Consider the following 12,092-nt stretch of genomic DNA (forward strand, 5'->3'; position numbering starts at 1 on the left):
TGACCACCGCCAAGATGAACCAGGTCGATCCGCACGCCTGGCTCACCCAGACCCTCGAGCGCATCGCCAATGGCTGGCCAAACAGCGCTATCGAGGCGCTCATGCCTTGGAACTACCACCGCTGAACGGCATCAGCTACCCGCTTACCGTGGGTTTTACGGTCGCTCGAATACATTCAGACCGTATACCTGCCGCCGATCGCGAGCGTCTTGGGCTTCTCCCCGATACTCTCTTTATCGCCGAACGGCCGGAGCAACACAATTCGGATTGAGAGCGCGAAGTTCCCGACGCCATCCTTGGTGGCGATCATCGCTACTGTGGGCAAGCGCATCGCGGATCGCGTCACGCTGCACATTCCGACAGCCAATTTCCCTATTCGATCATCGATCCGAGAAGCTCTGATCGCGGCCAGCAGTTAGTGTCACACCGTCACACCTGCGCTTTCACACCGGTCTGGAACTGCGCTTACCGGAGGCGATAGGTCGTGCATCCGAAGAACGCCGGTCAGGTCTGACGCGGTCCTTTGATTTGCGCAACCAAGGTCTATGGGGATTGAGCAGCCTTGCCGCTGGCGATAAAATGCGGATTGGCGAAATCCTCGTCATCGCTCTGGTTGCGCTTGCCGTAAGCGAGCGGCTCGCCATCCAGCGTGCGCGTCATGCCGCCGGCAGCGCGTAGCACCGCATCGCCCGCGGCCGTATCCCACTCCATGGTGCGGCCGAAGCGTGGATACACGTCCGCCTCGGCGCCGGCGACGAGACAGAATTTCAGCGACGAGCCGACCGAGACGATCTCGGCGGCGCCAAGCGCGCGGATATAGGCGTCGGTTTCCGGCGTGTTGTGGGAGCGGCTGGCAACGACGGTCAGCGGCACCATACCGGCCCTTGCCGAAATCGGCTGGCGATCGACGATCTCGTAGTCGTCATTGATCTCGATCGTTTCCGCTTTGCCCGGCCGGCCGGAAAAGAAGCGGCCGGTGCAAGGCGCGAAGACGACGCCGATCTCGGGCACGCCATGGCGAACCAGCGCGATGTTGACAGTGAAATCGGTGCGGCGGTTGACGAATTCCTTGGTGCCGTCGAGCGGATCGATCAGGAAAAAGGCGTCGCCGAGATCCGGCGCCATGATGCCGGCAGAGGCTTCCTCCTCTGCCACGCATGGAATCTCTGGAAATGCGGCGCGTAGCCCGGCAAGGATGATCTTTTCGCTCTCGCGATCCGCCTCCGTCACTGGCGAACTGTCCGACTTGCTGTCGACCGCACAGCCGACACGAAAGACACGCATCACCTCGCGCCCTGCCGCCAAGGCAAGGTGCTCGAAGACGGCGAGCATCGCTTCGTCGTCAGATACCGCCGCCGCTATCATATTGGTCTTCGGCAATGTCGCGCTCTATCAGCCAGTGTTCCAGGGCCTCTACCATCTCCTCGGCGGATTTGCCGAGTGTCTTGAGATGGATTTCGGGCTTTTCCGGCACCTCATACGGTGAATCGACGCCGGTGAAATTCTTGATCTCGCCATTCAACGCCCGGGCATAAAGGCCCTTCGGATCGCGCCTGGCGCATTCCTCGAAGGGTGTGTCGACAAACACCTCGACGAATTCGCCGTCGGCCATCGATTCGCGCGCCATGCGCCGCTCCGCGCTGAACGGCGAAATGAACGACACGATGACGATCAGCCCGGCGTCGGCCATCAGGCGCGCGACTTCGGCGACGCGGCGAATGTTTTCGACACGATCGGCGTCGGTGAAGCCGAGATCGCGGTTGAGGCCGTGACGGACGTTGTCGCCATCCAGAATGTACGTATGGCGTCCAGTGGCGAACAGCTTCTTTTCGAACAGATTGGCGATGGTCGACTTGCCCGAGCCCGAAAGCCCGGTGAACCAGAACACGGCCGGCCGCTGGTTCTTCATATCGGCGCGGGCGCGCTTGCCGACATCGAGCGACTGCCAGTGGATGTTTTCGGCGCGACGCAGCGAATGCAGGATCATGCCGGCGCCGACCGTGGCATTGGTAATGCGGTCGATCAGGATGAAGGCGCCGGTGGTGCGGTTTTCGGCAAACGGATCGAAGGCGATCGGCGACCGCGTCGAGATATTGCAGATGCCGACTTCGTTCATTTCAAGCGACTTGGCCGCCTCATGGGCAAAGTCGTTGACGTTGACGCGGTATTTCAGGTCGGTGACGGTGGCGCTGGTCTGGTCGGTCTCGGTGCGCAGGATGTAGGAGCGGCCAGGCAGCAGCGCATGTTCGTCGAACCAGACGATGTTGGCGGCGAACTGGTCGGCGACCTGCGGCCGCGCTGCCGGCGATACCAGCATATTGCCGCGCGAGACTTCCACCTCGTCATCGAGGACAAGAGTGATGGCCTGGCCGGCAATAGCCTGCTGAAGATCGCCGCCATGCGAAACGATGCGCCTGACATGGGAGGATTTGCCGGATTTCGCGACGACCACCTCGTCGCCCGGCGCAACCGATCCGGACGCTATGGTGCCGGCGAAGCCGCGAAAATCGAGGTTTGGACGGTTCACATATTGGACGGGAAACCGGAACGGCAGTTCGACCGCGGCCTCGTCGACCGAGACCGTTTCGAGATGTTCGATCAGCGTCGGGCCGGAATACCAGTCCGTCCTATCGGAACGGCCGGTAACATTGTCGCCATAACGGGCCGACATCGGAATGGGCACGATCGTCTGGAAGCCGAGTTCACGTGAGAACTGTGCGTAATCCGCGACGATCCGTTCAAAAACCGCCTCGTCGAAGCCGACAAGATCGATCTTGTTGACGGCGAGCACAATGTGGCGGATGCCAAGCAGCGAGGCAATGATCGAATGCCGCCTGGTCTGACGCAGCACGCCCTGGCGGGCATCGATCAGTACGATGGCGAGATCCGCCGTCGATGCACCCGTCGCCATGTTACGCGTGTATTGTTCGTGGCCGGGCGTGTCGGCGACGATGAACTTGCGCTTTGGCGTGGCGAAGAAGCGATAGGCGACGTCGATGGTGATGCCTTGCTCGCGCTCGGCCTCGAGGCCGTCGACCAGCAGCGCGAAGTCGACGTCGTCGCCGGTGGTGCCGTGCTTGCGCGAATCGCGCTCGAGCGTGGCCAGCTGGTCCTCGAAAATCTGCTTGGTATCGGAAAGCAGACGCCCGATCAGCGTCGACTTGCCGTCGTCGACCGAGCCGCAGGTCAGGAAGCGCAGCAGCGACTTTCGTTCCTGCGCCGCCAGATAGTCACGGACGCCGTCGGTTGGGGCGAGGCTCTTGGCCATGATGTGGCGCATGCTCAGAAATACCCCTCGCGCTTCTTCTTTTCCATCGAGCCGGCTTCGTCGCGGTCGATCAGGCGACCTTGCCGCTCGGAAGTGCGCGCCGTGAGCATTTCGCCGACTATCGCCTCCAGAGTGTCGGCTTCCGAGTCGATCGCGCCGGTCAGAGGATAGCAGCCGAGCGTGCGGAACCGCACCATCCGGTTCTCCACCGTCTCGCCGGGCCGCAGTCGCATGCGCTCATCATCCCTCAGGATAAGCATGCCATCGCGCTCGACGACCGGCCGCTCCTTGGCCAGATACAGCGGCACGATCGGGATGTCTTCCTGGAGAATGTACTGCCAGATGTCGAGCTCGGTCCAGTTCGACAACGGGAACACCCTGATCGATTCACCGGCAGCGATGCGGGTGTTGAAAATCTTCCACATCTCCGGCCGCTGGTTCTTCGGATCCCAGACATGCTGGGCGTTGCGGAACGAGAAGATGCGCTCCTTGGCGCGCGACTTCTCCTCGTCGCGACGGGCGCCGCCGAAGGCAGCGTCAAACCCGTATTTGTCGAGCGCCTGCCGCAGCGCCACCGTCTTCATCACATGCGTATGGGTGTTGGAGCCATGCTCGAACGGATTGATGTTGTCACGCACGCCGTCTTCATTGACATGGACCAGGAGGTCGAAACCGAGCTTTTGCTGCATCTGGTCGCGAAAGGCGATCATCTCGCGGAATTTCCAGGTCGTGTCGACATGGAGAAAGGGAAAGGGCGGCTTGGCGGGATAGAACGCCTTCATCGCCAGGTGCATGAGCACGGACGAATCCTTGCCGACCGAATAGAGCATGACCGGCTTTGCGAAAGCTGCGGCCACCTCGCGAAAAATATGGATGGACTCGGCCTCAAGCCGCTGAAGGTGCGTAAGTGCGATGTTCATGGACTGCGAACGTTCTTTCGTACCGACCCACGGAAGGCCCTGCATCGGAGGCGACCTTCAGCCGCCCGATTCAAACTGCACTTCCGGACAATCTATTCTCGTGCGGGCGTTCTAGCAGATCGTTCCTGCCCAGAACAATGCAAGACAAGCCAGCGGCCGAATGGTTCGGGAATGAATTTTCCGTACGGCCGGCAAAATCGGGAAATTTCTGCTCAGCGAGCGATTGCACTTGGTAGGGGCAGGAAAATGTTGCCTGAGCCTCGGAACCCGAGAGCCAGGAGCCGGCTCGCCCCACAGCGGTCCGCCATGTTCTGGCGACGCCAGCCGTGGCGACGAGGTCGCTAGGACGAAGTTCCGATGGGAACAAACAGCTTGTCACCGTTGTGATCGATCTCGATCATCTCGCTCTTGCGGCTCAAGCGTTCGGCAAATCCTTTGTGGAAGATGATGGCGTTCATATAGGCAAAGGTCATCGCCAGCGCCCCGGTTCGCAGCGGATAATCGACCAGCGAATGAATGAGAAGAAAAGACACCGAGAGGAATGCCGCCTTCTGAAGGGGGTCACGGCGAACCCTGGCCAGTGCAGCGAAAAGCAGTACGAAATAGCCTACCATAAGCAGGATAGCAGGAAATCCACCTTCGAAAGCTATTTCAAGGTATTCATTATGGGCATGATTCACATACTGCTTGAAAATCATGCCCTCCTTTTCGTAAATTTGATAGGCGTTTTGAAAATTCCCAAATCCGACACCTGTCGCCCAATTGTTCTTTATCCCCTCGATTGTGGTTCGGGCGAATTCTCCTCGCCCAAAAGCCGGATCGATTGCCTCCACGTCGATCTTGGTCCAAGCGCCGATCGTGTAGATCGAAAGCCCGACAAAAATCAGGAGAACGCTGAACCCGCTCGCCCTTGAACGAGCTGAGAGAAAGATCACGGACAATACGGTGATCGCCAACCCGATCAGAACACCGGCACGCGAACCGGCTGCCAAAAGCAGCAGCAAAAGTGTGACCAATCCAAGCGACCCGGACAAAAGGCGCCCACGGAAGAGACCATGGTAAACGACGAAGGGGATCGACACAAAAAGCAAAGCCGCGAAATGATTCCGGTTGGCAAAAAGCCCTGCATTGATCGTAAACGGCAACAGTCCCTCAATAGCGATGTCGTCTGAGAGCGAATATTGAATCGCACCCGCCAAACCATTGCAGATAACACCCATGAAGAAAAACGGAAGGAGCGCGCTGACCTGCTCGGCACGCAAACGCAATACGGCCAAAAAAAACGCTGCGGCGGCCAGAAGATAAAGCAGGCACTCGACCGTCCGGCCGACCCCTACGCTGATGAAACGAAATCGGCTTTCTCCAACCCAGGGATCTCCGAGCAACAGCTCCGGCCGCAACCCGTTGAATATGGCCGCCGGCAGCGGGACAATTTGCAAAACGATCAACGCCACAGCGAAGATCAGCAGCCACAGAACGGGCCGGGGGATTCTCTGGCCGGGGGTTTGCGAAAAGACGGCCACGGCCGAAACTATCGCCGCGACCTCGATCAGAGTGTCTGTGTAAAGGCCGCTCGCAGTACCACCACCGATCAGCAGCGATACAAACAAGACCGTGCCGAGGAGATATTTATCCCATTCCGACGGCCGGTCGTTCAAGATGGAAGTCTCTCAACGCTCAATTTGTGCATTATCAAGGTTCCGACATAGCGAAATCGCCAGCTCTCGGCAATGGCGGCGGTCTGCAGCGTCAATAGTTGCATGGGGCAGCCAGTCGGTACAACCGAGAAGTCCTGGCTCAGCTTTTGTCGGTTATATGTGCCCTCGGGGATGTTGACCCTTGCTATTTCGCCGGCCGGCCCCAAACATTTGATCGACCAGAACAATTCCTTTGGAAGCTTCAGGTTTCGCGCAGAGGCAACGAGGGAAATCTTATACGAGCCTGAAGGCAATTGAACATATTGCTGCAGGGCAGTGTTCTTGACCGGGGTATTCAAGAACCGGACCGTTGCCCCACCCTCGCCCTCCACAGCATCCTGGGATGCTGCAAATGTCACTTCCAAGCCCGATTGACCGGGAACCTGCCAATCGAAGGGCTTGCCGCTGGGGACCGGCTCGAACGTGCTGTTAAAAATGTATCCGCCTAATTTTCGCTCTTGCTCAGACAGGGTGAAAAGAAACAGCCGATAGGCTGGTTCATATTGCTTCTGACGAATATAGCCGCTGATCGCGGCTGTGAGTTCACTCGAATTCGGTGGTGCGCTTGATCCGGTCAAATCGAGCAGCAGCCGATTTGCGAAATTGATCTGCTCAGGAGTTTTGATAAGAGCGTAGATCAGACTGGCTCTCCAGGGCGCCTGCGCCCTGATGGCCGTCAGCACGGCTTGATAGCCATCGGGATTCGAGAGAATTGGCGGCATGCCCTCGGCGATCGCCGGAAATTGGTCCGGCCAGCGGCGCAGCAAGATGTCGATCTCGCCAACGGCCTTGGGCAAATCACCTGCTTCGATGTTGCGGCCAATTGACCTCTGTAGCGCATGGATCTCTGTCTTGGACAATTTTCGGGCTTGATCGAAGAGCTGGTAGGCCTCGTCTTTTTCGCCTTGCCGGTATTTGATCTCACCAATCAGGCTATAGAGACGTGCATCGGCCAAATCGAAGGTGAGCGCGCGCCTGGCCTTGGCAAGCAAGGCATCAAGATCGGGAGAATTGTTCGTGTCGTTCAGCTCGCTGGTGATTTCAGCTACTAACGCATCAACGTTGAACGGATCGAGCGCAAGAGAGACGGTTGGTGTTTCGGTCTCAAGAAATCGACTTAGCCCGATCGAGGAAGCCACCAACACTAGAACGGACGCGACGAACCAAACGCTTGAACGCCGTAGGTTTTGCATAAGCGGGCTGGCCTGCTCCATCATCGACTTTGCCCTCAATCTTCGGAGTACTCGTGTCCGTGCCGTAGTTGTAGTACTGATAGTTCATGTATTTGTAGGAGTAGTTGTAGTCGAATTTGTTCACCGCAAACTTTGACATCGCGGCTCCCACCACGTTTGCGCCAGCAGCTCGCAGGCGCTTCAACGCGGTCTTGGCCGACTTGCGTGTCACCTGATTTGTCGAGATGACCATCAATGTGCCTTCGGCAAGCCGGCTTAGAATAGGAGCGTCCGAAAGGCCGACGATCGGCGGCGCGTCGATGATAACAAGATCGAAGCGCTTGCCGAGATTGGTTATGATCAAAGCCATTTTCGGTGAGGAGAGCAGATCGGCGGGATTTGGAGGAATCGTTCCAGACGTTAGAACCGTCACGTTGGGATATTTGGTCGCCCTGAAGATGCTCGCCAGATCCTCCTTGCGCACGGTATTTGTCAGCAGATTGCTTAGCCCGATCGTATTGTCGAGACCAAACAGGCGATGAAGGTTCGGTTTGCGAAGATCGCCGTCCACAATGAGAACCCTTGCGCCGAGTGCTGCAAAATCTTGGCCGAGTTTGAACGATGTGGTCGACTTGCCTTCCGAAGGCTCCGAACTCGTGACGACCAGTGATCGTGGCGCGCCTTCCGCACCGGAAAACTGCAGCGATGTTCGAAGCGAACGATAGGCCTCCGACAGGCCGGATTTCTGATCGGCAATACTGGCCATGAGTTCCCGGTCATCGACCAGCGGCAAGATGCCGAGCATCGCCAAGCCGAGCTCCTTTTCAACCTGCTCGGGATTGGTGAAGGTGTTGTTCAGCAGTTCAATGACATAAATGACCGACGCGCTCAGAGCCATGAAAAGGGCCAACGCAATCGCAAGATTGATGGTCAAGCGTGGGGAATATGGGTGATCCGGCACTGCCGCGAAATCGACGATTGCGGCACTTTGCGTCTTGAGCTCGGAGCTGACACCAACTTCGTTCAGTTTGGCGATAAGGTTGTCATATTGCGACCGGTTCGAATCGACCTCGCGCTTGAGAATTGTGTATTTGATGTTCTTGTCGTTGAAGATGACCTGCTGCTTTTCCATCTCAGCAAGTTTGGACTTGAGATCGGCCTCCTTGTTCTGCGCCTCCTGATATTTCAGCCGGAGTGAATCCGTTATAGCGAGAACACCATTGCTATAGAGACGTTGCAGCTCCTTAATCTGCGATTGAAGCTGCTGCATTTCGGGGAAGCCGGGTTTCAGGATACCCAGCTTCTGCTGGTATTGACTGGTCAAATCTGCCAGCTTGTCGCTGAGCTTCTGCAGACCTTCGCTTTCCAGGACTGGGGCCAGGCTCGATCCCCGGCCCTTGTCTATCTGGTCCACCACACGTCCGGCATCGAGACGATCCTGAATGGCCGTCGCAAGGGCGGTATTCAGCGCCTCGATGTTCGACCCTATTAGCGACTTGTCGTCACCGGTTATCGTGATGCCGGCATCCTTCGCATACGCGACCAGTTCTTCTTCCGATTTCTGAAGCTTCTGCTTTACCTGCAGGACCTGTTCCTGAATGAATTGCCGCGCCAGGTCGGATGTTTCGCTGGTCTGGTCGAGGCGTTGGTCAATAAAGCTTTGCGCAACCTGGTTGGCTACATCACTTGCATATTTTGGCTTTTGGTCAACGAACGTGATCGACAGTAGGCTTGTGCTGGTGACCAGATTGACCGTGAGGTCGTCCAAAATGCGCCTGATCGCAATTTCCTCACGCTGCTCCGGCGTTTTCTCCTCAATGGAAGGCGATTTGGAAACGCCGAACGCGCGATAGAAGATATTGCCGAGTGAGAAATTCGGCGTGGGAAACAGGAAGTCCGGTTTTTCGCTGAGACCTAGTTGAAATACAACACGCTGCGCTAACGCACGGCTTTTAAGCTTTTCACGGGCAGTGAGGAAGGCCCGCACGTCGGCATTTTCAGAAACGACCTCTATGTCTTGGAAGACCTTGGCCGAAGGGACCAGCACTTCCAATTGCGTCGTTGCCTGGTATTTCGGGGTTTGCATCATCGTTATGATGACACCGGCGACAAGCCCGGCCGCCATCATAATGACGAACAGCCACCGATACTGGACGACGTAGAAGAATAGCTTGAGTGGATTGAAGCCTTGTTCCTGCTCCGAATAGTCGCGGCCATAGGGGCTATAGTTTTGCCCACCATCATAATAGAGATCGGCGGACAAGGCTTGGCCATGTCCTGGACCTGCAATTTGATGCTGCCTGTTGCGATCGAGCATGGCGCGAGGTGATCCTAGATTCGACAATATTATGACCGGCTGCGACCTATAATCCCGGGACCACGGCAATTCGGGCCGCACTTGAGGCGACACCGAGGGCGTCCTTGAGATTGTTCATGGCAATTTTCGATTTTGAGGCGAAGACGACAATCGTGTCGCCGCCATAGATGCGTGGATTGCCGCTCTTGCCACCACGAATCGCCTCCACATTGTAATTAGCTACCAATTTGTTTGGACCGATATTGCGATAGACAAAGACCTTTTTTGCATCGCCAACATTATTGAACCCTCCAGCCAGAGCAATTGCATCGATGAGAGACGAATTGCTCGACACCGGATAGAGACCAGCCTTGTTGACTTCGCCATCGACCGTTATGCGCTGTCCAATCGATTCCTTTACGAAAATCGTTACGTCAGGCGACTGCAGGTATTTGGCGCCGTAGGAGGTTTCGACTTCCTGCTCCAACTGACGGACGGTTTTTCCTGCCGCGGTGATGGTTCCGATAAGCGGGAGCGAAATCTGCCCGCCAGCATCGACTTGAACCGTTCTGTTCAGATTGTCGACCTGGAACACATTCACCTCGAGCACATCGTTCGGAGATAATGGCTGCTCGCTGCCGTTCTGGGTATTTTGGGGCGCGGGCAAGTCCTTCACCACCCGCAGAGCACCGCCACCCGCAAGTGGCGTCGATGACGACGTCAATTGAAGCGCATCGACCGAACTCGATGAAGATGGTGTCGTCGACGAGGTGCTCGTGCATGCCGATATTGCAAGTGAAGCAAGCAAGACGAGTATCGTGTTTATGTGGCCTTCTGCAAAACGAAAAATTCCCATTACGCTGTCCCGCCCTTAAACAAGCGGCCCAAACCTCCAAAGCGGCCAGCATTGCCGGCGTTTGTTTTGTTCGGACGTGCTTTTCCGACCGCTTCGATGGGCCGGTTCGCCAATATTTCGCCTGGACGTTTCAACACCATGTTGCGGGCCTCGTCTTCCCCGCATCGCTTGGCGGCAGCAGCAACCGCCTGCGAAAGCCCAGGACGGCGGCGGGTAGCGCTATGCGTATCCGATGCGATGATATCCACCCTGCCCTCGTCAATCAGCTTTTCCGAATAATAAAGCGCCGTGCGTCCAAAAGCACCAACAATCGAGTCTGCGGTAAGCTGGATAAGGCAGCCCACTGCATTCAACCTCTCGATAACGTCGTAGTTCGTTTTGATCCAGGTCAAACGCTCGGGGTGAGTAAGAATCGGGATGAACCCGGCGTTTATGAGGCGTATGGCAAGATCCTCCATTCGTGGAGGCAGGACATGATGAGGCGGTTCGAACAGAAAATAGCGGGACCTGTTTAAGGTCGGGACGCTGCCAGAGGCCAATTGATCCGGAAGATCCGGTGCTATGTGAACATCGGCGCCGACGTAGAGAGCAAGTGGTATGGCGGCGCGGCGCAGCGCCTGGTGCAACTCTTGAACCGCCCGGACAATGTTCGATGTTCCGTTTTCGTAAACGCCGGGAGTCACGTGCGGTGTGCACGCCATGTGGGTCGTTCCGTCGGCCACCGCCAATCGAGCCATTTCCAGCGATTCAGCAAGACTGGGTGAGCCGTCGTCGAGGCCGGGCAAGATATGGGAATGCAGATCGATCATGGGCGTTTGTGACTGCAACAAAGCAATGTAGCGACGTCATTCCAAAAACACATAAATGCGTCACCCGCCGTACCGCGAGTGGCGCATGTGTCAAGCTCATGCGATGCGATGAAGCCTAGGCTCCAGCTACTGGCTGAGAGAGTTGTCATCACACAGGCCGACAACAGCGCCACCCAACAGAGTTGGCGCAAGGCGAAGTCCCGCTGTGTCCAGCACTACGCACATGCCGCCTTTCCCGGGATCGACTCTAACCGCCGCCGGAATGTCGAAACTGCAATTCACACCGACGCATAACGGCGAAACGGACGATTGCGATTCGGCCATGTTGGCTGGATAGATCGGAATTTCGCCCTTCATCCCGGCATGTTCGCTAGCCTCAGACATCCGCGTGTCACCTTGGCCTAAGCGATCCGGCTGACACACCGGCTACGACACCAGCATACACGCCAGGGCCGTCCTGTCGCCAACAATAGACGCGCAGCAGAAGCGCCATACGCCTCTGCTGCCGTTGCCTTATTTACTACGCGGTCAACTTAGTCGCTAACGGCGTGGCCGTGATCTTTGTCCGCCGTTGCAGCCAGAACACCAGCCCCAAGAGCCATGCCGCCAAAAATAAGGGCCGGCGTGTAGTTGGTGCCGTTGGTATTGCCCGTCTGGGCGGTCTTCTCAGAACCCAGGACATTGAGGCAGATCTTATTCTCGACACGCGAGATATCGAGCGTCGAATTCGCCGGGACGCTCACATTGCAGCCACCAACCTGAACCGAAGCCGAGCCCTTGGAGCCAACCACGACACGGCTGCCGAAATCAAGCGCGCCGCCCGCTTGCGCCGGGCCATAGCCAGCCACCTGCGAGATCATGACGTCGCCATTGACGCTGCCGAGCGATCCAATCGGATTTACGCCGTTATAGGCGGTTGCACAGGTGCACGACCCATCCTGCGCGAAAGACGACACCGGGGCGAAGCCGGCCAACACAACAACTCCGGCCAACGCACTTTTCAAAACTAGGTTCATCCGCATCAATCCTTCTGTCCCACGTTACCTGAGGCCCACCCAACCGCTAAGGTACTCA

10 protein-coding genes are annotated in these 12,092 nt (G+C 57.2%); 1 reads left to right on the forward strand and 9 read right to left on the reverse strand.

The annotated features are described in order from the left end of the window. Positions 1–125 (forward strand): transposase domain-containing protein (locus NKI16_RS16255; RefSeq protein WP_352923541.1); only part of this gene is annotated, 125 nt, incomplete at its 5' end. 418 nt (positions 126–543) lie between these two features. On the opposite strand, the gene cysQ is transcribed toward NKI16_RS16255, so the two are convergent. The 9 genes from cysQ to NKI16_RS16300 all read right to left on the reverse strand — a co-directional run bounded on the left by cysQ (position 544) and on the right by NKI16_RS16300 (position 12,034). After that, on the reverse strand, positions 544–1,332 hold the full coding sequence (cysQ, locus tag NKI16_RS16260; protein ID WP_352647368.1) for a 3'(2'),5'-bisphosphate nucleotidase CysQ: 789 nt from the start codon (positions 1,330–1,332) through the stop codon (positions 544–546). A 10-nt stretch (positions 1,333–1,342) separates the two neighbouring features. Next, the gene (gene cysN / locus NKI16_RS16265) at positions 1,343–3,280 is read right to left on the reverse strand and encodes a sulfate adenylyltransferase subunit CysN (protein WP_352923239.1); all 1,938 of its coding nucleotides are present in this window, start codon (positions 3,278–3,280) and stop codon (positions 1,343–1,345) included. 2 nt (positions 3,281–3,282) lie between these two features. Then, on the reverse strand, positions 3,283–4,188 hold the full coding sequence (gene cysD, locus NKI16_RS16270; RefSeq protein WP_352456018.1) for a sulfate adenylyltransferase subunit CysD: 906 nt from the start codon (positions 4,186–4,188) through the stop codon (positions 3,283–3,285). Between the two features lie 341 nt (positions 4,189–4,529). Then, the gene (locus NKI16_RS16275) at positions 4,530–5,846 is read right to left on the reverse strand and encodes an O-antigen ligase family protein (RefSeq protein ID WP_352923242.1); all 1,317 of its coding nucleotides are present in this window, start codon (positions 5,844–5,846) and stop codon (positions 4,530–4,532) included. Continuing rightward, positions 5,843–7,024, reverse strand: coding sequence for a tetratricopeptide repeat protein (locus NKI16_RS16280; protein ID WP_352923244.1), 1,182 nt, complete (start codon positions 7,022–7,024; stop codon positions 5,843–5,845). Before NKI16_RS16280 ends, NKI16_RS16275 begins: the two co-directional genes overlap by 4 nt. Next, positions 6,990–9,374 (reverse strand): GumC family protein, encoded by a 2,385-nt coding sequence (locus NKI16_RS16285; protein WP_352923246.1) that lies wholly within the window; start codon positions 9,372–9,374, stop codon positions 6,990–6,992. The genes NKI16_RS16280 and NKI16_RS16285 overlap by 35 nt, the downstream gene beginning before the upstream one ends. Positions 9,375–9,420: 46 nt before the next feature. Beyond that, positions 9,421–10,209 carry a polysaccharide biosynthesis/export family protein gene (locus NKI16_RS16290; protein ID WP_352892091.1) on the reverse strand — a complete coding sequence of 263 codons (789 nt, stop codon included), beginning with the start codon at positions 10,207–10,209 and terminating at the stop codon, positions 9,421–9,423. Further along, positions 10,209–11,018 carry a tyrosine-protein phosphatase gene (locus NKI16_RS16295; protein ID WP_352637052.1) on the reverse strand — a complete coding sequence of 270 codons (810 nt, stop codon included), beginning with the start codon at positions 11,016–11,018 and terminating at the stop codon, positions 10,209–10,211. Before NKI16_RS16295 ends, NKI16_RS16290 begins: the two co-directional genes overlap by 1 nt. A 533-nt stretch (positions 11,019–11,551) precedes the next feature. Beyond that, positions 11,552–12,034, reverse strand: coding sequence for a hypothetical protein (locus tag NKI16_RS16300; RefSeq protein ID WP_352923250.1), 483 nt, complete (start codon positions 12,032–12,034; stop codon positions 11,552–11,554). Positions 12,035–12,092 lie beyond the last annotated feature (58 nt).

Source organism: Mesorhizobium sp. M0698 (assembly GCF_040320455.1).
In the GTDB taxonomy this organism is placed as follows: domain Bacteria; phylum Pseudomonadota; class Alphaproteobacteria; order Rhizobiales; family Rhizobiaceae; genus Mesorhizobium.

What these genes read in the sequence shown, in the direction of transcription:
- cysQ (WP_352647368.1), bottom strand. Translation starts at nt 1,332, where the DNA reads ATGCTCGCCGTCTTCGAGCACCTTGCCTTGGCGGCAGGGCGCGAGGTG.
- cysN (WP_352923239.1), bottom strand. Translation starts at nt 3,280, where the DNA reads ATGCGCCACATCATGGCCAAGAGCCTCGCCCCAACCGACGGCGTCCGT.
- cysD (WP_352456018.1), bottom strand. Translation starts at nt 4,188, where the DNA reads ATGAACATCGCACTTACGCACCTTCAGCGGCTTGAGGCCGAGTCCATC.
- NKI16_RS16285 (WP_352923246.1), bottom strand. Translation starts at nt 9,374, where the DNA reads ATGCTCGATCGCAACAGGCAGCATCAAATTGCAGGTCCAGGACATGGC.
- NKI16_RS16290 (WP_352892091.1), bottom strand. Translation starts at nt 10,209, where the DNA reads ATGGGAATTTTTCGTTTTGCAGAAGGCCACATAAACACGATACTCGTC.
- NKI16_RS16295 (WP_352637052.1), bottom strand. Translation starts at nt 11,018, where the DNA reads ATGATCGATCTGCATTCCCATATCTTGCCCGGCCTCGACGACGGCTCA.
- NKI16_RS16300 (WP_352923250.1), bottom strand. Translation starts at nt 12,034, where the DNA reads ATGAACCTAGTTTTGAAAAGTGCGTTGGCCGGAGTTGTTGTGTTGGCC.